We start from the raw sequence: 22330 nt of genomic DNA, 5'->3' as shown, positions 1-22330 counted from the left end.
GGCTACCCGGGTCGGCTGCCCAGCCGGTCCTGATGCGCCTTGAGCTCGCGGGCCACGAACTGATCCCGGGCAATGCGTCCGACGTAGTTGGAGTCCCGGAGAATGTCGCGCAATTCGCGCAGGAAGGCGGCTCGCCGTTCGGCCAGGTCCGGGGCGGGGCCGATCAGGTCCTGATCCTCGACAACCTGGCGCGCGGTGGCGAACAACAGCGTCGACACCGATTCGCTGCTGCGGACCCGGGTCTGGGCCACATATTGCCGGCCGACGCCCAGCGCCAAGTCGGTCAGTTCCTGGTGGCCGATGTCGGCCGGGGCGTCGCGCAGCACGTCGGCGACGATCTCGTAGGCCTCGAAGAACACCCGCAGCATCGCGTCGGCCATCAGCGGACGCTTGGCGAACAGCAGCGCGTCGATCTCCTCGCCGCCGGCGGCGACGTGGGCTTGCCAGTTGTCGTGCCACGCCATCTCTTCGGCGATGTGGTCCCGGAAGGTCGCCGAGTCCGCGAAATAGAAGTCGAACTTCAGCAGATCGCGCAGCCGCGTCGCCTGGGCCCAGAACGCCGCCATGCGGTCGCCCTCGGCGTGCCTGGCGTGGGCCAGCGCGAGCTCCACGATCGAGGTCTCCAGGAAGGCGTGGATCACCGAGTTGCGGTAGAACGCGGCGGCGTGCTGGTGTTCGGGCGCGATGTGCCACACCGGCTCCCGGCCGCCGTCGACCCGGGTGATGGGGTGCCCGTTGGACAGGGCGTCGACCGCCGCCCGGACACCGTCGTGCGAGCGCAGGCGCAATGCGCTGGTGGACATCGGATTCTGTTTGCGTTCCAGATAGTCCAGCGAGTCCTGCAGCGTGTGGTGCAGCTGGCCCAGCGTCAGCGCCGCGCCGCGCGTGGTCAACAGCAGGGCGCACACCAGACCCGTCGCCGTCACCGGCGTCGCCTGCAGGATCCGCCAGGCGACCTCGAACGACATCTTCTGCAGGGCAAGCCGTTTGGCGTCCGGGTCCTGCGTCAGCGGGCCGTGCGGGGCGCCGAGGTACTGGCGCATCGACACCGCTTCGGGGAACCGGACGTAAATCTTGCCGTAGTTGCGTTCGCCCTGCGCCCTGATGAAGTTGTACAACCAGCCAACACCCTCGGGGGTCTTCTCCCCACCTCGGGCGTAGGCGGCGTATTCGGCGGTCTCGTGCAGCTGGTCGAAGCTGATCGAAACCGGTTGCAGCAGAATGTCTTCACTGCGCCCATCCAGGTACGCGTCGGCGACGTAGGCCAGCAGACCGAGCTTGGGCGGCAGCATCTTTCCGGTCCGCGAGCGGGTGCCCTCGATGGACCAGCTCAGGTTGAACCGCTTTTCGACGATGTAGCCGACGTATTCGCGCAGCACGTACTTGTACAGCTGGTCGTTGCCGATGTTGCGGCGGATGAAGATGACACCGGAACGCCGCAGCAGTGGCCCCATCGCCCCGAACGACAGGTTGATCCCGGCGAAGACATGCACCGGCGGTAACCGGTTCTCCTGCATGGCCACCGGCACCACGGCGCCGTCGATATAGGACCGATGGGAAAACAACAGCACCGCCGGGTGGGCTTCCAGGCCGGTGCGCATCGCGGCGACCTGGTACTCGTCGTAGTCGATCTCGGGATCGAACCCGCGGCTGATCATCCTGCCGAGCACCGAGACCAGGTCGACCGACGCCCTGCTCCACCCGGTGGCGAGTTCGTCGAGCATCTTCCCGGCCTCGTCGACGGTAGCGCCCGGGATCTTTGCCAGGCCGGCGCGAAACCGGTTGGACGCCAAGATCTCCGGCTTCACCAGGCGTGGCGACTTGTACTGCGGCCCGAGGATCCGGTACTCGACGCGTTCCATCGCCAAGATCGCGCGGCGGATCACGAATTGGGCGAAGTCGCTCTTGTCGTCCCCGACGGTGGTGTCACGCCACTGCCGGCGGAGTTCGGAGACCGTGGCCGATTCGCCGGCCACCACCCGCGCCCGCTGGGGTGCGTCGCGCAGGATCTGGGCCTGCATGCGTTGGTTGGGGTGGTAGGGATCCCGGCCGGGCAGCAGGCCGGTCAGCCTCGCGAGACGCCCGCGATCCGGCGGGGGTAGCCAAAACACCCGCACCGGCACGATCGAACGGTCCTCCCCCGACTCGAGCTGCTCGGCCAAAGATGTCATCGCTTCGGGCGGCGCGTCGAGCGCGGGCAGCGTGACCAGGTCGAAGTTCGCGCCCGGGTGGGCGGCACGCCGTTGATCCAGCCACGTCGTGACCAGTTCCATTTCGATCGGCGAGGCCATCGACGCCAATACCAGCGAGTCGGTTTCGGCGAGGATGGCGCTGGTATCTGCCGCCGGTTCGGTCATGGATGCCCTCGGGGCGGCGATTCCGGTGATTCGGCGCCGACGGTTCCGTCCGCGGCGGGCTGTTGCACCTCACCGTCCTTGAGAGCAACCTCGGATGCGTTCGGATTCGCCTTGGGCGCAGCCTTTTTCGCGGGGGACTTGCTCGCCGCTTTGGCCGGGGCCTTTTTCGCGGCGCCCTTTTTCGCGGCGGCCTTCTTGGCGCCGGGCTTCTTGGCGGTGGTCTTGGCGGCCCGGCTGCGGGCTTGGGCGGCCGCCTTCTTTTCGGCGTACAGGTCGACCTCGGGCAGTTCGCCGACGGGCCAGTTGGCGAGCGTGTCCAGATACAGCTGACGCACCTCTTCGATGCGCTCGGGGAGCGTGTCAACTGTCCAGTCCTGCACCGAGATCGGAGGAAAGACCGCGACGTCGACCGTGCCGGGGTTGATGATGGCCGAGTTCCTGGCGGCAACGAGCTCGGCATTGCGGATCACGATCGGGACGATCGGAATGCCCGCGGCCATCGCGAGGCGGAACGGCCCCTTCTTGAACGGACCGACCTCGGTGGTGTCGAGCCGGGTGCCCTCCGGGGCCATCAAAATGGAAAGCCCGTTCTTGGCCCTCTCCTCGACCGTGCGCATCGTCTCGAGCGCGGAGGCCGAGTCGTCCCGGTCGATGAACACCCCGTCCAGGGCCTTACCGAGCAGGGCCATGATCGGGTTCTTCTGCAGCTCCTTCTTGGCCACGGCGACCCAGTTGTCGTTGACCAGCGCTCCGGCGATGACGGGGTCAACCTGGTTGCGGTGGTTGTAGATAAAGACGGCCGGACGCTGCGCGGTCAGGTTCTCTTTCCCGACGACATTGAGATGCACTCCGGTGGTCGCGAGCACCGTTTGGGAGAACACGGAGGTGAAGAAATTGGCGCCGCGCCGCCGGCTTCCGGTCAGCACACCCATCGCCACCGCCCCGGCCCCGACGGGGACGATCGAGCCGAGCCCGGCAAGCGTGCGCACCTGGCGCCGCAGGCCCACCGGACCGCGGCTGCTGAACCGCAGGATCGGCCAGCCGCGGCGCTTGGCCACCGCCGCCATCTTGCCTTCGGGATTCGTCGGCCGCGGATTGCCGACCAGATACATCAGCGCGACGTCCTCGTCGCCGTCGGCGTAGAAGTAGCTGTCCTTGAGATCGATGTCGTGCTCGGCCGCAAAGCGTTGCACCGCAGCGGCTTTGCCCGGACCCCACAGGATCGGCTTCTGGACACCGCCGGTGAGTATGCCGTCTTCGGTGGTCTCGAATTTGTTGGTGAGCGTGTTGGGGATGCCGAGGAACCGCGCGACCGGATTGACCTGGATCGTCAGCGCCGACGAGCTGAGCACCACGGTGTGCCCGCGGGCCATGTGGGCGCGCACCAGCTCGCGCATCTCGGGGTAGATCCGCGACTCGATGCGCTGGACGAACAGCCGCTCGCCGATCTCGTCCAAGTCATCGATCAACCGGCCCGCCAGCGCCGCGGCGGCCTTGCCGATGAGGTCCTCGAACTCGATGCGCCCCAGGGTGTGGCTCAGGCCGGCCTGGACCATGCCGAGCAGTTCCCCCACGCCCATGTCGCGGCGCAGCAGCCGCTCCTGGGTCAGGATGACCGCGGTGAACCCGGCGACCAAGGTGCCGTCCAGGTCGAAGAACGCGCCGATTTTCGCGCCGGCGGGGCTGGCCATGATCTCGGCCACCGAGCCGGGCAGTCGCATGTCCGCCCCGCTTTCCGGGGTGTCGTCGGCCCGCTCTTTGGATGCGCTCATGAGCCCGACGCCGATCGAGACGACACGGCCGACTCGGTGAACGAGGCGGGGACCGCGCGCGGCGGCGGATCACCGGCCAGCGCCAGGATTTCGTCGAAACCGTCGAGCAGGCACTGGGCGAACAGCGCGTCGTTGCGTACCGAGGCCCTGTCGTAGCGCACGGTGATGGTGCACCACCCGCCACGCGAGATCAACACCACCATCATCGCCACGCCCGGCAGCGGACCGATACCATACTGCCGCAAGACTTTTGCGCCCGCGAGGTAGGTGTCTCCCGGAAAGACGGGCAGATTGCTGGCCTGCACGTCCGAACCGATCACCGAGCCGGTGAGGCCCTCCAGCACGGCGGTGGGCAAGACGCTGAGCACCGGCGCAAAAGAACCGATGATGTTCATCGCGGGCTCGTCGCGGCGCTGGGTCATCTGCGCGCGGATCTTCTTCATGCGGGACACCGGGTCGACGGTGCCGATCGGCGCGGCCAGGTTGACACCGGTGAACCGGTTGCCGCCGGCGTTGTCCGCTTCGGCCCGAAGGTTGACCGGCACCGCCATCGGCAGCGTGCTGATCGGCACGCCGAACGCCTCGTGGTACCGGCGCAAGGCTCCACACAGCCCGGCGAGGTAGGCGTCGTTGATCGATCCGCCGCCGGCTTTGGCGGCCCTGTGCAGGTCGGAGAGCGGGATGTCGATCGCCTCGGTGCGGGTGGTCAGGCTGCGCCGACGCAGCAGCGGCGACGGCTCGGCGGCCCGGTTGAGGACCCGCATGCCCGACATGGCGTATCCGACGATTCCCGAGACGGTGGCCGCCGGTTCCAGCACCGCGCGCCCGGCCGCTGACACCGCCCCCGACAGCGCACCCAGGACGCCGCCGACCACAGCGAGCGGGAGGTGGTTAATGCCTTGGCGCATCAGGTCATTCGACGTCAGGTCTTGCGGGATGGGCAGCGGCAGCGTCGGCTTCGCGGGCGGGTCGCGCTCGAGGTCATAGATCTCGGCGAACATCTGGACCCCGCCGACGCCGTCGGTGACGGCGTGGCTGACATGCAACAGAGTCGCCGCCTTCCCGTCCGCCAAGCCCTCGACCAGGGTGGCCGTCCACAGCGGCCGGGAGATGTCCATTGGTGATTGCAGGTTGACCTCGGCGAGGTCGAAGACGTCACGCAGGGTGCCGGGTTCGGACACGCGCACCCGGCGCACATGGAAATCCAGGTTGAAATCGGGATCGACCACCCAGCGCGGCGCGGCCGTCGGCAACGTCGGGACGACGACCTTCTGCCGCAGCCGCAGCACCCGCCGGGAGGCGTTCTCGAACCGGGCCCGGAACTGCTGCCAGTCCGGTGTGGTGTCCAACAGCTCCAGCGCCATGATCCCCGAGCGGGTGCGGGGATTCGCTTCGCCCCGGTGCATGAGGTAGTCGACCGGCCCAAGCTCGTCGGACAGTTTGATCGCCTCGACGGACTCAGTCATGGTCATCAACTCGACGAACCAACCTTGTCACCGTCGATCACGCTCCCGCCTTGGTCCGCGAACCCTGATGGTCACCACAACGCTAGTCGGGTTACCCCGCTGGTGAAAGGAGATGCGAGGACTGCAGCGCGCGCTCAGCCGGCCGTCAGCTGGCGGAAGTGGCCGACAGCGGCAGCGAATCCAGGACCGAGCTGACGCGCCGCCCGTAGACGACACCCAGGAAGTCGGCGACCGCGTCGGCGGCCAGCCGCGACCGAACCGTCGGGGTGATGTCGAAAGCGTGATGCGCGTTGGCGAGTTCGGCGTGCGCCACCGTGGCGGCACCGGCCCCGCGCAGCGCCGCGCAGAAGGCGCGGGCCTGGCCACTGGGAACCAGTTCGTCTTTCTCACCGTGCAGCACGAAGAACGGCGGCGCGTCGGGGTGCACATAGGAAATCGGCGACGCCGCGGTGAACCGCTCCGGCTCGTCGGCGTAGCGGGCCTTCACGACGAACTGCTCCAGGAACGGCAGCATCAGTTCGTGCATGTTGTCGAAGTCGGTGAAGTCGTAGACGCCGTAGTAGGGGGCGACCGCTTGGACGGTGGTGTCGGCGTCTTCGAAACCGGGCTGAAAATCGGGGTCGTTCGGGGTGAGCGCCGCCAGGGAGGCCAGGTGCCCGCCCGCGGACCCGCCGGTGATCGCGATGAAGTCGGGGTCGCCGCCGTAGTCGGCGATGTTCTCCCGGACCCATGCGATCGCCCGCTTGACGTCGATGAGATGCGCGGGGAAGGCGCTGCGCGGGCTCTTGCTGTAGTCGATCGACACGCAGATCCAGCCGAGTTGAACCATGCGGCTCATCAGCGTGTAGGCCTGCGGGCGCCTGCCGTTCAGCGCCCATGCCCCGCCCGGCACCTGGATGAGCACGGGCGCCCGGCACCCGGGGGCCAGGTCGTCGCGCCGCCAGATGTCGAGCAGGTTGTCGCGGCCGCGGGGGCCGTAGGAGATGTCGGAAGTCTGTGCCGCATACCGGCGGTGGGGCCCGGGCCTGCCCAACAGGCCACTGCGGGGGGCACATACGGTCCCGACGGTGGTCGGGTGGCATACCTGTTCACGGAAGCCGGGGCCGAAGGCCTCCTCGAGCGCGGTGGTGAGGGTTTGATCCGCCCGCTGGGCGGCCAACGTCTTGCCGACCCGTCCGATCGACGGATGCGCGACCCGCGACAGCGCATGACCGGTGACGACGTGCGGCGGGAATTCGGTGAAGAGCCAGCCGGTGAAAAAGCCCAGCGCGAGTGGGCCGCCTCGCAGCAGCAGGCTGCCGGCCCGATAGGCGACTTTGGCGTCGGCCGCCAGGCGTGATGCCTGGGCGCCGGCCCACGAACAGCGCGAAGTCAGGTCACTGGCCACGCTCATGACAACGTCACCTCTCGACGTCAGGCACACGCCTCGCTGCGGTTAACGGCCGATTGCCGGCCGATGTTGTACGTGTGTCGAGGTCCATCACGATAACCGATAAACGCGGCGCGGGAAGGCTTTTCGTGCGCGTGGCGGCGGGGAATCGGGCCGGGGGGTGCGGTTGGATAGACTGACCTGCACATTGCCTCCGTAGCTCAGGTGGATAGAGCAAGGGCCTTCTAATCCCTAGGTCGCAGGTTCGAATCCTGCCGGGGGCGCAGGCAGGCAAATCCGCGGGCGGCGCAGGGAATCCCGCTACGTCGGCAGCACGTGACGACGGGGTGGCCCCGGCCTTACAGCACAGGTGATCAGCAGCCGACCGGACCGCCGCCCGCCGGGCAGGTGGGTATGTCAATGGGTAAGCAGCTCACCGACGTCGTTGCGACGGCGAATGCGAGGACCAGCGCGAACAGAACTTTCTTCCCCCTGGTCATAACCGGAAAGCGTATGCCCGGCCGGCATTCCCCGCGGTGGTGTTTGGCAGAAACGGCAGAAAATCCCGCCGGAGCGGGGCGGCCGGGCGTGACCAAAACCTGTTGCGCCACTTGCCGTTGTGAGGTCAGTGGGCCGCGACATACTGCCGCCCAGCTTCTCGCTTTCAAGTAAGAGCGGGATTGCGCGGAGCCGGACGCGTCATGCGTCGCCGCACCGGTCGGACATTCCCGGTCGATTGGCGCGGTGATGCAGGTCACGACGCTATTTAGGGGGGAAATCAACGGCCACAGAACGCACCGTTAGAACCGGCGGTAATGGCTATTCGGCCCGACCGCATACCACCGGACGACCGGGCTTGGTCAAAGTGACTATCCAAAGTTTGCAGATTCAGTATTCTGGGAGAAGCGTGTCGTGACGAGCAGTTGACGCCCTCGGGGAGATCATTAGTTAGGGCGTCTTCTCTTCGAGGGGTTGGCGATATATGGCGTCGAATGACTGGCAGCCGGTAGTCCGTGTCGGAGAGCCGAGGTTCATAGCCGGCGTAGGAAGTCGAATCAAAGTCGAAGTGAAAACGAGGGGCTGGCTGAGCCGAGATTGGCGATGTTACTTCGGATCTCAGGTATCACAGCAGCAACTCGACGCGCGGTATTCCTCCTATCCGTGCTGGGACGAAGTCCAGCGGATCGAGGGCTCCTGCTCGGAGAATGAGGCGGAGCGCTACATCGAAATGATCGATGCGGCAATCCATTACGCCAACATCAAGTTGCGTAGCAATGCCACGCCGAGGACCGTCCTCCAGGGGGCGGGCTTCGATCAGCGGGCGTGTGCGGTGCGTGAGCGTCAAGCCGAACTCGACGAGCTGGCCAAGAAGTTGGCGAAACCGGAGTCCTAGTCTCCCGCATGTCCGCCCGGGTCCCAGGGCCCAATGGCCGGGCAGGTCATGCGTTTGCGCAGGTCATTCCGGAAATTGGACGAAGAGTCCCAGAAGTTGCAAATAACGTTTTCATAAACACAGCATTGTAGATTCCGACTTCCCCGTCGCACCGGCAAAGATTGGCGCGGCGCACCGCTTCGGGCCCGGCGAACTCGGCTCGGCGGTGAATGGCGTCCAACCGCCGAGACGTCCAATACGACCGATCGCCGATGTTCTTCGTAGCGCCCTTTCTCGCGCGTCCGTCGGTAATCGCGCTCACACCGGCCGAGCCGGACAACCGGCCGCGCAGTACCCTTACCTCGCCCGTCACTCCGCCGCCGAACGAACCGGCGGGCAGACGGTCCCGCAAACCAAACCCCAAGCCGGAGGTGCCCGACATGGCCCAGTCCGATCTGGTGTTGCTCGATATCGACAACCGCGTCGCGCTCATCACGGTCAACGATCCCGACCGGCGCAACGCGGTGACCGCCGAGATGTCGGGGCTGCTGCGCGACGCCGTCGAGCGGGTCGAAGCCGATAACGACGTGCACGCGGTGGTGGTCACGGGGGCCGGCAAGGCGTTCTGCGCGGGAGCCGACCTCAGCGCCCTGGGCGCCGCCGGCGGCGGGGCGGCCGAAACCGGCCTGCAGCAGCTGTACGACGGCTTCATGGCCATCGGTAGTTGCCGGCTGCCCACCATCGCCGCCGTCAACGGGGCGGCCGTCGGCGCCGGTCTGAATCTGGCCCTGGCCGCCGACGTGCGCATCGCCGGACCCGCGGCGCTGTTCGATGCGCGGTTCCAGAAGCTGGGGCTCCACCCGGGCGGCGGTGCGACGTGGATGTTGCAACGCGCGGTCGGGCCGCAGGCCGCCCGCGCGGCCCTGCTGTTCGGCATGCGCTTCGACGCCGAGGCCGCGGTGCGCCATGGCCTGGCGCTCAGTGTCGCCGACGATCCGGTGGCCGCGGCGCTGGAGCTCGCCGCCGGGCCGGCGGGCGCGCCGCGCGAGGTCGTGCTGGCGACCAAGGCGACCATGCGCGCCACCATCAGTCCGGGTTCGCTGGACCACGAGCAACACCAGCAAGCCATGCGCGCCGAGCTTGGGCCGCAGGCGCACTCGATCCAATCACCCGAATTCGCACAGCGATTGGCCGCCGCGCAACGCAGGTAGCCGGCGGACCGACGGGTCACAAATCGAGCAGCGCGATTTCGGGTGACTCGATCAGATCCCGTAACTCACAGACGAATTGGGCCGCCTGTGCGCCATCAGCGATGCGATGGTCGAACACACAGGTCAGCGACATCGTCGGGCGCACCACGATCGCGGCGCCGAGGGCCACCGGTCGCGGCTTGATCGCTCCCATCCCGAGGATGGCCGCTTCGGGGTGGTTGATCATTGGTACGCCATCGTCCACACCCAGCGCCCCAAAGTTCGAGACGGTGAACGTCGAGCCCCGCAACTCACCCGGCGTCAGGGTACCCGCACGTGCGCCGGCGATCAATTCTGCTGCGCGAGCGGCCAATTCGCGGGTGGTCTTGGCGTGGGCGTCGGCGAGGACCGGGACGAGCAGACCGCGTTCGGTGGCCGTGGCGATGCCCAAATGCACTCGGTGTTCGACGCGCAGCTGCGGACCCTGCGGGGACTCCACCCAGGCCGAATTCAGGATCTCGTTGTGCCGCAACGCGATGACCAGCAGCCGCAAGGTCAGCACGAAGGGTGTGATCTTCTGGTCCGTCGCGCCGAGTCGATCGGACAGCCGCACCAACTCGGTGCAGTCCACCTCGACGGTGACGTTCGCCGCTGGAATCTCCTTGTGCGACAGGGCCATTTTCTCTGCCATCCGGGCCTGCACGCCACGAACCGATCGCACATCGGCGCCGTTCCCGGTCCCGCCGGCCGCCGACAGCACGTCCTCGCGGGTGATGACGGCACCGGGGCGGTGCGGTAACGAGGCCAGGTCGACCATCAATTCTTTGGCCAGTTTGCGCACCGGAGGGGCGGCCAGCGGGCGGCCGCTCCGCCGGCTGCTGTCGACGCCGGCATCGGCGCCATAGCCGACCAGTGTGGGCGGCGCCGTTTCAGCCGCCGGTGGGTCGTCGCTGCGCGGTGTCGTGTCGATCTGCACCAGCACCTCCCCCACCTTGAGCACATCGCCTTCGGCGCCGTTGGTTTCGACGACCCGTCCGGCGTGCGGGCTGGGGATCTCGACCTCGGCCTTGGCGGTCTCCACCGTGCACAACACCTGGTTGAGCTCGACGTCGTCACCCACCGCGACGTTCCAATGCGTCACCGTCACCTCTTCCAGCCCCTCGCCGAGGTCGGGGACCCGAAACGGCTTGACCCGCTCCTGCGCGGACGGGGCGCTCACGGCTGTTCCAAGGCGCGCTCGGCGCAGTCCAGCAGCCGGTCGGGGCCGGGCAGCCACCACTTCTCCAACCGCGCAGGCGGGTAGGGGGTGTCAAACCCGCACGCGCGCAACACCGGCGCCTCCAGCTCGTAGAACATCTCCTCCTGGATGCGGGCGGCCAGCTCCGCGCCGAACCCCAGGCTGCGGGGTCCCTCGTGCATCACCACGCAGCGCCCGGTCCGGTGGATCGACGCGGCGACGGTGTCGAAGTCCAGGGGCACCAACGAGCGCAGGTCGATGACCTCCAGGCTCCAACCGCGTTGGCGCTGAGCCTCTTCCGCCGCGCCCACGGCGGTGCCGACCAGGCTGCCGTAGGTCACGACGGTGACATCGGTGCCCTGCCGGCGCACCATCGCTCGCCCGATCGGTGGTGCGGGCCGGGAGGCGTCGACCACGCCGCGGCCCTGGTAGCGTCGCTTCGGTTCCAGGTACATGACCGGATCCGGGCAGGCGATCGCGTGGCGCAGCAGCCAATACGCGTCGGCGGGGCTGGAAGGCACCACCACCTTCAATCCGGCGGTGTGCGCCCAGTACGACTCGGTGGAATCCGAATGATGCTCTGCGGCACCGATCCCCCCGAACGACGGGATGCGGACGGTCACCGGCATATTGATCTCGCCGCGGGTGCGGGTGCGGTATTTGGCCAGGTGGCTGACCACCTGGTCGAAGGCCGCATAGGAAAACCCGTCGAACTGAATCTCGGGCACGGGCACGAATCCGCGCAGCGCCAGCCCCACCGCGATCCCGATGATGGCGGACTCCGCCAGCGGCGTGTCGAAGCAGCGGCTCTCGCCGAACGCCTCGGCCAGTCCCTCGGTTGCCCGGAACACCCCACCGGCGACGGAGACGTCCTCGCCGAACACCAACACCCGGTCGTCGGCCGCCATCGCGTCGTGCAGGGCCCGGTTGAGCGCTTGGACCATGGTCAGCGACTGCGCACCGAGGGCAACGTTTTCCACTGCCGCCGTGAGTGTTTCGTCGTGGCCGGTGGGACGATCAGCGAGCTGAGTCATTGACGCCTCTCAATCGCTTCGGTCGAGTTCGGCTCGCAGCTGCTGTCGCTGTGCCTGCAGTCCCGGCGTGATTTCGGCGTACACCGAGGTGAACACCTCGTCGATGTCGAAATCGGGCGCATCGACCACCGCGTCGCGCAATTCGGTGCGCATCCGCTGTGCGCGGCCAATGACCCGTTCCTCCAAGCGTTCCGACCACAGGCCCTGGGCCCGCAGGTAGCAGCGGTACCGCGCGATCGGGTCCAGCGCCGCCCAGTGATCGACCTCGTCCTGCGTCCGGTATCGACTCGGGTCATCGGAGGTGGTGTGTGGGCCCATCCGGTAGGTGATCGCCTCGATCAATGTCGGGCCGCCGCCGGCGCGGGCACGGGCGGCGGCCTCGGCCGTCACGGCGTAGCAGGCCAAGACGTCATTTCCGTCTACTCGGACTCCGGGCATGCCGTAACCAATCGCCTTGTGCGCCAGCGACGGTGCGGCGGTCTGTTTGTGGATCGGCGTCGAGATCGCCCACTGGTTGTTCTGCACGAGGAACACGCAGGGCGTGGTGAACACGGCGGCGAAGTTCAGCGCCTCGTGCACGTCTCCCGTGCTGGTGGCGCCGTCACCGAGGAAGGCCAGCGTCACCGAATCTTCGCCCAGCCGTTGCGCGGCCATCGCGGCGCCCACGGCGTGCAGGGTCTGGGTGCCGATCGGAATCGAGAGCGGGGCGCAGCACTTCTTGGTGAATTCCAGGCCGCCATGCCAGGTTCCGCGCCACACGGCCCCGACGTGCCCGGGCGGGATGCCGCGCACCAAAAAGGCGCCCAGCTCGCGATATTGGGGGAACAACCAGTCGGTTTTGCGCAGGCACGCCGCCGCACCGATCTGGGCGGCTTCCTGACCGCGGCACGACGCAAAGAGCGCCAGTTCGCCTTGGCGCTTGAGGTTCACGAATTCGGCGTCGAGTTCCCGGGTGATCACCATCAGCTCGTAGAGCCAACTCAGCGTCTCCGCGGGAAGGTCGCGGCCATAACGGCGTTCGGGTGTCGGCGAGCCATCGGCGGCCACGAGTTGGACCGGCTCGAGGTCGACCGCCATGGGCATCGAAGACATCTGCGCCACACCGCCTCCCTCGCTGGGTGCCGCGTGGCCCCGCGAGCCACAGCGGGTCACAGCAAACGGTCAGCCGAGACCTACCGCGAGCGGAAGTCGATCGCCAGCTACACGAAAGGCTTCGCTCGCCGCGACACTGGCGTATTTCCCATTATGCCCTCAAATGAGAAGACACCGCGTTGATTGCGAAGACTGCGGAGCGTGTCGCGCGAGCCCCAAACGACGTGTCGCTGCACAGCCATCAAACGGTCAGCCGGGGACGGTCTCACCCGCCCTGCGCAACGTCATCTGCGCGTGCTTGAGCACCGGCGAGTCGACCATCTGTCCTTCGAAGGCGAAGACCCCGCGCTCGCTGCGCGCGGCCGCCAGCACCCGTCGCGCCCAGTCCAGCCGGTCCTCGCTGGGGCGATACGCCTCGCGCACCACCGGGATCTGGCTCGGGTGGATACACACGGTCCCGCCGAACCCCAGCGCGACGGCGTCCTCGGCCTCGGCCCGCAAGCCGTCGAGGTCGCGGATATCCAGGTGGACCGCATCGAGCGCCACCCGGCCGAAGGCGGACGCGTTGAGCAGCGCCGTCGACCGCACATGGTGGGCGACGTCCCGGTACGTGCCGTCGGCCCAGCGGCTGGAGCTACCACCGAGCGTGGCGACCAGGTCTTCGGCGCCCCACATCAGCGCAACCGTGCCCCGGGCCGCCGCGATTTCGGTGGCGAAGACCGCGCCGCGCGGCGTCTCCAGCAGCGCGATCACCTCGCGCGGCGCCAACGCTTCCACCTGCGCCGCCGATTCCGTCTTGGACAGCATCACCGTGGTGTAGGCGGTCGCGGCCAGGGCCTCGAGGTCGCGGGGGTATTCGTCGGTGTCGGCGGCGTTGATGCGCACAACGGTGCGCTCGGGGTCCAGCGGCGTCTCCTGCAACGCCTTGCGGGCGGCGGGCTTGTCCGCCTCGGCCACCCCGTCCTCGAGGTCGAGGATCACCACGTCGGCCGCGGCCGCGGCCTTCGCGAAACGTTCGGGCCGGTCGGCCGGGCAGAACAGCCATCCGGGGCCGGCGGCGTGCAGGTTCACTTGGCCTCCTGGTTGGACGGGCGTTTCTGGACCAGCGTGGTGCGCGCGGCGCGCGCGACGACGTCGCCGTGCTGGTTGCGTCCGGTGTGCTCGAGGGTGACGATGCCCTCGCCGGGCCGGCTCTTCGATTCCCGCTTGGCCGTGCACACGGTTTCGGCGTACAGGGTGTCGCCGTGGAAGACGGGTTTGGGGAAGGACACCTCGGAGAAGCCGAGATTGGCCACGATGGTGCCGAGCGTCAGCTGCGACACCGACAGTCCGACCACGGTGGAGAGGGTGAACATGGAGTTCACCAGGCGCTCGCCCCGAAAGCCCGGCTGCTCGGCCGCCCAGGCCGCGTCGAGGTGCAGCGACTGGGTGTTCATGGTCAGCGTGGTGAACAAGACGTTGTCGGCTTCGGTGACCGTGCGGCCGGGGCGGTGCAGGTACGTGGTGCCGATCTCGAACTCTTCAAACCACAAGCCCCGCTGGACAACCGACTTGCCGCCCTCGTTGCCGTCCGTCATGACAGTCCGAGCGATCGCGCGATGAGCATCAGCTGCACCTCGGTGGTGCCCTCACCGATTTCGAGGATCTTGCTGTCGCGGTAGTGACGCGCCACCGGGTACTCGTTCATGAAGCCATAGCCTCCGTGGATCTGCGTTGCGTCGCGGGCGTTGTCCATCGCCGCTTCCGACGCGATCATCTTCGCGATGGCCGCCTCCTTCTTGAAGGGCTTGCCCGCCAACATCTTTGCAGCGGCATCGTAATACGCCGTGCGGGCGACGTGGGCACGCGCTTCCATTCGCGCGATCTTGAAGCTGATCGCCTGGTACGAGCCGATCGGCTGGCCGAACGACTGACGTTCCTTGGAATACTTGACGCTCTCGTCGACGCAGCCCTGCGCCGCCCCCGTCGCCAGCGCGGCGATCGCGATGCGGCCCTCGTCCAGGATCGACAGGAAGTTCGCATAGCCCCGTCCACGCTCGCCCAGCAGGTTCTCCTCCGGGACCCGGGCGTCGGCAAAGCTCAGCGGATGAGTGTCCGACGCGTTCCAGCCCACCTTGCTATAGACCGGTTCGACGGTGAAACCCGGTGTGCCGCTGGGCACGATGATCGTCGAGATCTCTTTCTTGTCTCCCCCGACGCTGCCGGTGACCGCGGTGACCGTGACCAGTGAGGTGATGTCGGTGCCCGAGTTGGTGATGAACTGCTTGCTGCCGTTGATCACCCACTCACCGCCCTCGAGGCGGGCGGTGGTGCGGGTCGCGCCCGCGTCGGAGCCCGCGCCGGGCTCGGTGAGCCCGAAGCCGGCCAGCGCCCGGCCGGCTGTCAGGTCCGGCAGCCACCGGGTCTTCTGCTCCTCGGTACCGAACCGGTAGATGGGCATCGAGCCCAAACCCACACCGGCTTCGAGCGTGATCGCCACCGACTGGTCGACCTTGCCGAGTTCCTCGAGCGCCAGCGACAGCGCGAAGTAGTCGCCGCCCATGCCGCCGTACTCCTCGGGGAACGGCAGGCCAAACAGGCCCATCTCCCCCATCTTCGCGACGACCTCGTACGGAAAGCTGTGCTCCTCATCGTGTTTGGCCGACACCGGGGCCACCACGGTGCGCGCGAACTCGGCGACCGTGTCGCGCAGGTCCTCGTATTCCTTGGGGAGGGTCCCCGCGGTTATGGATGTGGTCATGTCTCGTCCTTGCTTTCTTCTTCCGGGATCAGCCGGGCCAGCACCTGATCCACGGTCACCTGATCACCCACGGAGACCAGCACCTCCACCTGCCCGGAAACGGGTGCGGCCAGCGAGTGTTCCATCTTCATCGCCTCGACGACGACCACCACGTCGCCTTCGGAAACGTCGGTGCCGGAGGGGGTTTGGACGGCGATCACGCTGCCCGGCATCGGACTGAGGATCTCGGCCCGCTGCGCGCCCGCGGCGCGATGGATCTTGTTCTCCTCGGCCTCGCGCAGGTGCCAGGTGCCCCGCTCGTCGGCGATCCACAGGTGCCGGTCGGCTTCGGCCCACCGGTAGTCGCGGCGCAGGCCGTCGATCACCGCGCTCATTCGTGCCGGCTCGACTTGCACAGCGGCCGAACAGGTTTCCCCGTCGCCGACCTGCACCGTGGCGGCCTCGGGAAGCCCCCACACCGACACGGTCTCGCTGCGCAGCGGGGTGCGCATGTCGGTGCGAACCGGCGCCGCGCTGCCGCCCACGCGCCATCCCGTGGGCGCCGCCCAGGGATTGCCGGCGAAGTGGCGCGCCCGCGACGCCAGGGCCGATTGCCGATAGAGCCCGGCCGCCGCGAGCACGTCGTCGGGGGCGGGCAGCGGCGCGAAGTCCGCCAATCGCTCGTCCAGCAGGGCGGTGTCCAGGTCGCCGGCGCGTACCCGCTCGTCGGCGAGCAGGAACCGCAGAAATTCGATGTTGGTTTGCACGCCCAGGATCGCGGTTTGGCTCAGCGCCCGGTCGAGTATCGCCAGCGCCTCGTCCCGGTCGGCCCCGTGGGCGATCACCTTGCTCAGCATCGGGTCGTAGTCGCTGCCGACCAGCGTGCCGGGCAGCAGCGACGAGTCGACCCGCACGCCGTCGCCGGAGGGTTCGAAGACCCGCAGCACCCGGCCTCCGGTGGGCAGGAATCCGCGCGCCGGATCCTCGGCGTACACCCGCGCCTCGATCGCGTGCCCGCGCAGTTCGATGTCGTCCTGGGCGAACGTCAGCTTCTCGCCGGCGGCGACCCGCAACTGCCACTCCACCAGGTCCAGCCCGGTGACGGCCTCGGTGACCGGATGCTCCACCTGCAGGCGGGTGTTCATCTCCATGAAGAAGAACTCGTCGGGACGCTCTGCGGAGACGATGAACTCGACCGTGCCCGCGCCGACGTAGTCGACGCTGCGCGCGGTGTTACAGGCGGCCGCGCCGATGCGCGCCCGGGTGGCCTCGTCGAGCAGCGGCGAGGGCGCCTCCTCGATGACCTTTTGGTGGCGCCGCTGCAGGCTGCACTCCCGCTCGCCGAGGTGCACGACGTTGCCGTGCGTGTCGGCGAGCACCTGCACTTCGATGTGCCTGGGGCGCAACACGAACCGCTCCAAAAACAAGGTGTCGTCGCCGAACGCGGAGGCGGCCTCGCGGCGGGCGCTGACGAGTGCCTCGCGCAGCTTGGCCGGCTCCTCGACCAGGCGCATGCCCTTGCCACCGCCGCCCGCCGAGGGCTTGATCAAGACCGGGTATCCGACGTCGTCGGCGGCCGCGACCAGCGCGTCGTCGTTCAGCCCCGGTTTGGCCACGCCGGGGACCACCGGCACGTCGAAGGCGGCGACCGCGTTCTTGGCGGTGATCTTGTCGCCCATCACCTGAATCGCCTGGGCGGGAGGCCCCAGGAACACCACACCGGCCCGCTCGCAGGCGGCCGCGAAATCGGCGTTCTCGGAGAGGAATCCGTACCCCGGGTGGATCGCTTGAGATCCGGTGCGCACGGCCGCCTCGACGACCTTGTCGATGTTCAGGTAGCTCTCGCGCGCCGCGGCCGGTCCCAATCGGACGGCCTCGTCGGCCTCGAGGACGTGCCGCGCGCCGGCGTCGGGATCGCTGTAGATGGCCACCGAACGGATGCCCAGGCGGCGCAGCGTCCGGATCACCCGCACGGCGATCTCGCCGCGGTTGGCCACTAATACTGTCTCGAACACTGCACTCACATCCGGAAGACGCCGTAGGAGACGGGTTCCAACGGTGCTTGGGCGCACACCGAAAGGGCAAGCCCGACAAATGTTCTCGTGTCGGCCGGGTCGATGATCCCGTCATCCCACAGCCGGGCCGTCGAATAGTACGGGTTGCCCTGGTCCTCGTACTGCCCGCGGATGGGCGCCTTGAACGCCTCTTCCTCGTCGGCCGACCATGGTTTGCCCGCCGCGCTGAGCTGCTCACCGCGCACGGTGGCCAGCACGGAGGCGGCCTGCTCGCCGCCCATGACCGAGATCCGGGCGTTGGGCCACATCCACAAGAACCGCGGCGAGTACGCCCGTCCGCACATCGAATAGTTGCCGGCCCCATAGGATCCGCCGATCACGATGGTCAGTTTGGGCACCCGGGCGCAGGCGACGGCGGTGACCATCTTGGCGCCATGCTTGGCGATGCCGCCGGCCTCGTAGTCCCGGCCGACCATGAACCCGGCGATGTTCTGCAGGAACAGCAGCGGGATCTTGCGCTTGTCGCACAATTCGATGAAATGCGCGCCCTTCAAAGCGGATTCGCTGAAGAGCACCCCGTTGTTGGCCACGATCCCCACCGGGTGGCCGTGGATGTGGGCGAACGCGGTCACCAGGGTCTTGCCGTAGTTGGCCTTGAATTCGCTGAATTCGCCGCCGTCGACCAGGCGCACGATGACCTCATGCACGTCGTAGGGCACCCGCGGGTCCGGCGGCACCACGTCGTAGAGCTCCGTCTGCGCGCACGGCGGCGGGACCGGGGATCGCACCTGCCACGGGCTGGGCTCGCGCGGGCCGAAGGTGGCCGCGATCGAGCGAACGATCCGCAACGCATGTTCATCGTCGTCGGCGAGGTGGTCGGTGACACCGGACACCCGGGAGTGCAGGTCGCCGCCGCCGAGTTCCTCAGCCGACACGATCTCGCCGGTCGCCGCCTTGACCAGTGGCGGGCCGCCCAAAAAGATCGTGCCCTGCTCGCGCACGATGACGGCCTCGTCGCTCATCGCCGGCACGTAGGCGCCGCCCGCGGTGCACGAACCCAGCACCGCGGCGACTTGCGGAATTCCCTTGGCGCTCATGGTCGCCTGGTTGAAGAAGATGCGGCCGAAGTGCTCGCGGTCGGGAAAGACCTCGTCCTGGCGCGGCAGGAAGGCCCCGCCGGAGTCCACCAGGTAGATGCACGGCAGCCGGTTCTGCAGCGCCACCTCCTGCGCGCGCAGGTGCTTCTTGACGGTCATCGGGTAGTAGGTGCCGCCCTTGACCGTCGCGTCGTTGGCGACGATCACGCACTCGCGCTCCGACACCCGGCCGATCCCGGTGATGATGCCGGCGCCGGGAGATTCGTCGTCGTACATGCCGTCGGCGGCCAGCGGTGAGAGCTCCAAGAACGGGCTGCCGGGGTCGAGCAGCCGGTCCACCCGTTCGCGCGGCAACAGCTTCCCGCGGCTGACGTGGCGTTCCCGCGCGCGCTCGTTGCCGCCAAGCGCGGCCGCGGCCAGCCTGGTGTTCAGCTCGCCGACCAGCCGGCGGTGCTCATCGGCGAACGACGCCTCGGGAGCCTTCGCGGGCGAGGTCATCACCTTGTCCATCGCCGCAGCAGCCTCCTTGCCGTCGGGCGGTCCAGCTTTTGAGTTAATGATCATTAACTCGGGGCCTGAGAATACCATTGCCGGCGTTGCCGGTCCAGGGGGCACCGTGCCCGGCGAATAACGCGAGTTAATTGCGAATAACTCGTGCTACGTTGGTGACGATTCACCACACGGAGGTCCGTCATGACAGCGTCTGCCTCCGACGGCCAGGCCGCTGGCGCTGAGGCCCCAAATCGTCGGAGCCAGTTGAAATCCGACCGCCGCCTAAAATTGCTGTCCGCCGCCGAGCGGCTGTTCGCCGAGCGCGGATTTCTCGCGGTCCGACTGGAGGACATCGGCGCCGCGGCCGGCGTCAGCGGTCCCGCCATCTACCGGCATTTCCCCAATAAGGAATCGCTTCTGGTCGAATTGCTGGTGGGCATCAGCACCCGGCTGCTCGCCGGCGCCCGGCAGGTGCGGGCCCGAAACTCCGATGCTTCCGCCGCGCTGGACGGCCTGATCGACTTCCACCTCGACTTCGCCCTGACCGAACCCGACCTGATCCGCATCCAGGACCGCGACCTGGCGTACCTGCCCGGGGCGGCCGAGAAGCAGGTGCGCAAGGCGCAGCGTCAATACGTCGAGGTCTGGGTGGGGGTCCTCCGCGAACTGAACCCCGAGCTGGCCGAGGCCGACGCCCGGCTGACCGCGCACGCCGTGTTCGGCCTGCTGAATTCGACGCCGCACAGCATGAAATCCCCCGATACGTCGCGCAGCAAGGGCGCGCGCGCCGCACGATCGCGCGCAGTCATGCGGGCGATGACGATCGCCGCGCTCGAGGCCGGAAACCAGTGCCCCTGAGCTCCCCGCCACAAGGTGAGTAAGTGCTTCAGCGCCCCGCACAGGTACCCTGCAAGCCATGAGGTGGACATGAACGATTCACGTCCCACCGAGCGGTTTAGTCCATCGCTACCGGGGCCGCAACAGCGCGGGTACGCGCCGCCCGCCGACCCCGCGTACGCCGATCAGACGCCGTACGCGCCCACCTATGGCGGGACGATGCCGCCCTGGGCGGCCACCGCCAACGAGACGAACACGACAAAGCGGTTACCGGCGTATTGGCAGCAAGACCTGCCGCCGTCGGACGACCCGCACTCGCGGGGCATGGCTCCCCCACCCCCCGAGGGGCCGAAATCGCCGCGCTGGCTGTGGATCGCCGCCGGCGCGGCGGTGCTGCTGGTCGTCGCCTTGGTGATTGCGCTGGCGCTCGCCAACGACGCGATCAAGACCCAGACCGCCGTTCCGCCGTTGCCGGCGATGCCAGAAACGACGCCGGAGAGCCCGACCCCGTCGGCGCGTAAGTCGCCGACCCTCATCCCGGCGCCGATACCCCCGACGAGCAGCCCCGAGCTGCCCACCTCGACGACGGGTCCGGCGGCAATGCAAGACGTCGTCTACACCGTCACGGGCGAAGGCCGCGCGATCAGCATCATGTACATCGACACCGGCGACCTCATCCAGACCGAATTCAACGTCGAGCTGCCGTGGAGCAAGCAGGTCAGCCTGGCGAAGTCGGCCGCGCACCCGGCCAACGTCACGATCGTCAACATCGGGCACAGCGTCACCTGCACCGTCACCGTCAACGGGGTTCAGGTGAGCAAGCGCGTCGGCGGGGGGCTGACGATCTGCGACGCTCGGGGCTGAGGCCCGCTCGAGGCGAACCCGTCACACGGCTTCGGTGACCGGGACCCCGCGCTGCGGGACGCGGACCACCAGCATCGCCACCAACCCGGCGATCAAGACCAGCGAAATCCCGCCCAGGCCGGCGCGCACGGCGCCGAACACGTCGACGAACACCGAGAACAGCCACGGCGCCAGGAACGCCACCGCCCGCCCGGTCATGGTGTAGAGGCCGAACGCGACGCCTTCCCGGCCGTGTTTGGCCATCTGCAGCAGCAGGGCGCGCGACGACGACTGCGTCGGCCCGATGAACATGCACAGCAGCAGCCCGCACACCCAGAAGGCCGCCGGGCCCGCCGACGCCATCAGGGTCAGTCCCAGGGTGATGATCGCGGCCAGCGAGGCCACGATGACGGGCTTCGATCCGACCCGGTGGTCGACGAACCCGCCCAGCACGGCGCCCACCGCGGCGACGACGCACGCCGCCACCCCGAAGATCAGCACGTCCGCCTGGGAGATGCCGTACACGTTGACGCCGAGCACCGCGCCGAACGCGAAGATCGCCGCCAGCCCATCCCGGAACAGCGCGCTGGCGACCAGGAAGTACACCAGGTTGCGGTCGCGGCGCCATTCCGCGGAAACCTCGGTCCACAGCTTGCGGTAACCGCCCAGCATGCTCGTGGGCTGATACAGCTCGGCCGGCCCGCTCAGCCGTTGCGCCACGAACAGCAACGGCAGCGCGAACACCGCCAGCCAGGCCGCCGCCACCAGCATCGCCTCGCGGACATAAAGCCCGTCCTGCAAGGGAATTCGCAGCAGTCCGCGCGTCGCGCCCGGTCCCGAGTCCGATCCCGAGATGAATCCGGTGTAGATCACCAGCAACAGCAGGACGCTGCCGCCGTAGCCCGCCGCCCAGCCGAATCCCGATATCCGGCCGGCGGTCTGCGGTGTCGAAAGCTGGCGCAGCATGGCGTTGTACGGGACGCTGGCCAAGTCGCCGCAGGCCGCCGTCGCCCCCAGCAGCACCAGGCCGGCCCACAGGTAGCCGGGCCGGTCGCGGATGAAGAACATCGAGGCGGTCAGCGTCACCGCCGCGGCCGTCAGCACGCTCAGGGCGACCCGCCTGCGATGCGGTGACTCCACCCACACGCCGACGGCGGGCGCCAATATCGCGACGGTCAGCCCGGCGATGGCCGCGGCCCGGCCCAGCCAGCTCGCCGGCGTGGTGCTGCCCCCGATGCCCACCCCGACGCTGCTGGTCAGATACACGGCGAAGACGAAGGTGGCCACGATCGCGTTCAGGCCGGTCGAGCCGCAGTCCCACAGCGCCCACGCGACGACGCGAGATCGCACGGGGGCGGCGGAACGTAACTCCGGCTGACTCATGCCCGGCACTCTAGCGGCGCCACCGATCGGCTGCGGATCGCCTTTCGTCGGCTGT

The 22330-nt window shown here is 68.2% G+C and carries 17 protein-coding genes and 1 tRNA gene; 5 read left to right on the top strand and 13 right to left on the bottom strand.

Annotated features, from left to right (window positions below; all coding sequences use genetic code 11):
* Positions 1-2: 2 nt before the first annotated feature.
* The 4 genes from P6281_RS07590 to P6281_RS07575 form a co-directional block, all read right to left on the bottom strand.
* The gene (locus P6281_RS07590; protein ID WP_014384158.1) at positions 3-2357 is read right to left on the bottom strand and encodes a glycerol-3-phosphate 1-O-acyltransferase; all 2355 of its coding nucleotides are present in this window, start codon (positions 2355-2357) and stop codon (positions 3-5) included.
* Entirely contained in the window at positions 2354-4129 is a 1776-nt protein-coding gene (locus tag P6281_RS07585) for an HAD-IB family hydrolase/lysophospholipid acyltransferase family protein (protein WP_014384157.1), read from the bottom strand. The genes P6281_RS07590 and P6281_RS07585 overlap by 4 nt, the downstream gene beginning before the upstream one ends.
* On the bottom strand, positions 4126-5595 hold the full coding sequence (locus P6281_RS07580; RefSeq protein WP_085977683.1) for a WS/DGAT/MGAT family O-acyltransferase: 1470 nt from the start codon (positions 5593-5595) through the stop codon (positions 4126-4128). The genes P6281_RS07585 and P6281_RS07580 overlap by 4 nt, the downstream gene beginning before the upstream one ends.
* Positions 5596-5740: 145 nt before the next feature.
* Positions 5741-6988, bottom strand: a complete 1248-nt coding sequence (locus P6281_RS07575; RefSeq protein WP_009955409.1) for an alpha/beta hydrolase — start codon at positions 6986-6988, stop codon at positions 5741-5743.
* 186 nt (positions 6989-7174) lie between these two features.
* Between P6281_RS07575 and P6281_RS07570 the strand changes: the two genes are divergently transcribed.
* From P6281_RS07570 to P6281_RS07560, 3 genes are all read left to right on the top strand, one after another.
* Positions 7175-7248, top strand: a tRNA-Arg gene (locus P6281_RS07570).
* A gap of 698 nt (positions 7249-7946) precedes the next feature.
* On the top strand, positions 7947-8357 hold the full coding sequence (locus P6281_RS07565) for a hypothetical protein (RefSeq protein ID WP_026071477.1): 411 nt from the start codon (positions 7947-7949) through the stop codon (positions 8355-8357).
* Between the two features lie 419 nt (positions 8358-8776).
* On the top strand, positions 8777-9547 hold the full coding sequence (locus P6281_RS07560) for an enoyl-CoA hydratase (protein WP_036458548.1): 771 nt from the start codon (positions 8777-8779) through the stop codon (positions 9545-9547).
* Between the two features lie 16 nt (positions 9548-9563).
* Here P6281_RS07560 and P6281_RS07555 read toward each other — a convergent pair whose 3' ends face one another.
* The 8 genes from P6281_RS07555 to P6281_RS07520 form a co-directional block, all read right to left on the bottom strand.
* Positions 9564-10745, bottom strand: coding sequence for a dihydrolipoamide acetyltransferase family protein (locus P6281_RS07555; protein WP_324738690.1), 1182 nt, complete (start codon positions 10743-10745; stop codon positions 9564-9566).
* Positions 10742-11797 (bottom strand): 3-methyl-2-oxobutanoate dehydrogenase subunit beta, encoded by a 1056-nt coding sequence (bkdB, locus tag P6281_RS07550; RefSeq protein WP_324738689.1) that lies wholly within the window; start codon positions 11795-11797, stop codon positions 10742-10744. Before bkdB ends, P6281_RS07555 begins: the two co-directional genes overlap by 4 nt.
* Positions 11798-11806: 9 nt before the next feature.
* Entirely contained in the window at positions 11807-12889 is a 1083-nt protein-coding gene (gene pdhA / locus P6281_RS07545) for a pyruvate dehydrogenase (acetyl-transferring) E1 component subunit alpha (protein WP_201406304.1), read from the bottom strand.
* Positions 12890-13138: 249 nt separating this feature from the next.
* On the bottom strand, positions 13139-13960 hold the full coding sequence (locus P6281_RS07540; protein WP_014382158.1) for an HpcH/HpaI aldolase/citrate lyase family protein: 822 nt from the start codon (positions 13958-13960) through the stop codon (positions 13139-13141).
* On the bottom strand, positions 13957-14466 hold the full coding sequence (locus tag P6281_RS07535; protein WP_009957496.1) for a MaoC family dehydratase: 510 nt from the start codon (positions 14464-14466) through the stop codon (positions 13957-13959). The genes P6281_RS07540 and P6281_RS07535 overlap by 4 nt, the downstream gene beginning before the upstream one ends.
* Positions 14463-15629, bottom strand: a complete 1167-nt coding sequence (locus tag P6281_RS07530; RefSeq protein ID WP_008255120.1) for an acyl-CoA dehydrogenase family protein — start codon at positions 15627-15629, stop codon at positions 14463-14465. Before P6281_RS07530 ends, P6281_RS07535 begins: the two co-directional genes overlap by 4 nt.
* A complete protein-coding gene (locus P6281_RS07525) occupies positions 15626-17623 on the bottom strand; it encodes an acetyl-CoA carboxylase biotin carboxylase subunit (RefSeq protein WP_201407324.1) in 1998 nt (665 codons plus the stop codon). The genes P6281_RS07530 and P6281_RS07525 overlap by 4 nt, the downstream gene beginning before the upstream one ends.
* A 5-nt stretch (positions 17624-17628) precedes the next feature.
* The gene (locus P6281_RS07520; protein ID WP_029385536.1) at positions 17629-19218 is read right to left on the bottom strand and encodes a carboxyl transferase domain-containing protein; all 1590 of its coding nucleotides are present in this window, start codon (positions 19216-19218) and stop codon (positions 17629-17631) included.
* Positions 19219-19413: 195 nt separating this feature from the next.
* On the opposite strand from P6281_RS07520, the gene P6281_RS07515 reads away from it, so the two are divergent.
* Positions 19414-20070, top strand: a complete 657-nt coding sequence (locus P6281_RS07515; protein ID WP_041784848.1) for an SACE_7040 family transcriptional regulator — start codon at positions 19414-19416, stop codon at positions 20068-20070.
* Between the two features lie 63 nt (positions 20071-20133).
* Complete coding sequence (locus P6281_RS07510) at positions 20134-20913, top strand: MmpS family transport accessory protein (protein WP_201358654.1); 780 nt, start codon at positions 20134-20136, stop codon at positions 20911-20913.
* Between the two features lie 21 nt (positions 20914-20934).
* Here the strand turns inward: P6281_RS07510 and P6281_RS07505 are convergent, their stop codons facing one another.
* Positions 20935-22275, bottom strand: coding sequence for an MFS transporter (locus P6281_RS07505; RefSeq protein WP_009957502.1), 1341 nt, complete (start codon positions 22273-22275; stop codon positions 20935-20937).
* Between the last annotated feature and the right edge of the window lie 55 nt (positions 22276-22330).

It is taken from the genome of Mycobacterium sp. 5-140-3-2, from assembly GCF_035666375.1.
Lineage (GTDB): Bacteria > Actinomycetota > Actinomycetes > Mycobacteriales > Mycobacteriaceae > Mycobacterium > Mycobacterium intracellulare.
This window is presented reverse-complemented; position numbering and strand designations above follow the sequence as displayed.

Excerpts from the sequence above, each read along its gene's own strand:
- P6281_RS07590 (WP_014384158.1), bottom strand. The coding sequence starts at position 2,357 with ATGACCGAACCGGCGGCAGATACCAGCGCCATCCTCGCCGAAACCGAC.
- P6281_RS07585 (WP_014384157.1), bottom strand. The coding sequence starts at position 4,129 with ATGAGCGCATCCAAAGAGCGGGCCGACGACACCCCGGAAAGCGGGGCG.
- P6281_RS07580 (WP_085977683.1), bottom strand. The coding sequence starts at position 5,595 with ATGACTGAGTCCGTCGAGGCGATCAAACTGTCCGACGAGCTTGGGCCG.
- P6281_RS07575 (WP_009955409.1), bottom strand. The coding sequence starts at position 6,988 with ATGAGCGTGGCCAGTGACCTGACTTCGCGCTGTTCGTGGGCCGGCGCC.
- P6281_RS07565 (WP_026071477.1), top strand. The coding sequence starts at position 7,947 with ATGGCGTCGAATGACTGGCAGCCGGTAGTCCGTGTCGGAGAGCCGAGG.
- P6281_RS07560 (WP_036458548.1), top strand. The coding sequence starts at position 8,777 with ATGGCCCAGTCCGATCTGGTGTTGCTCGATATCGACAACCGCGTCGCG.
- bkdB (WP_324738689.1), bottom strand. The coding sequence starts at position 11,797 with ATGACTCAGCTCGCTGATCGTCCCACCGGCCACGACGAAACACTCACG.
- pdhA (WP_201406304.1), bottom strand. The coding sequence starts at position 12,889 with ATGTCTTCGATGCCCATGGCGGTCGACCTCGAGCCGGTCCAACTCGTG.
- P6281_RS07535 (WP_009957496.1), bottom strand. The coding sequence starts at position 14,466 with ATGACGGACGGCAACGAGGGCGGCAAGTCGGTTGTCCAGCGGGGCTTG.
- P6281_RS07530 (WP_008255120.1), bottom strand. The coding sequence starts at position 15,629 with ATGACCACATCCATAACCGCGGGGACCCTCCCCAAGGAATACGAGGAC.
- P6281_RS07520 (WP_029385536.1), bottom strand. The coding sequence starts at position 19,218 with ATGACCTCGCCCGCGAAGGCTCCCGAGGCGTCGTTCGCCGATGAGCAC.
- P6281_RS07515 (WP_041784848.1), top strand. The coding sequence starts at position 19,414 with ATGACAGCGTCTGCCTCCGACGGCCAGGCCGCTGGCGCTGAGGCCCCA.
- P6281_RS07505 (WP_009957502.1), bottom strand. The coding sequence starts at position 22,275 with ATGAGTCAGCCGGAGTTACGTTCCGCCGCCCCCGTGCGATCTCGCGTC.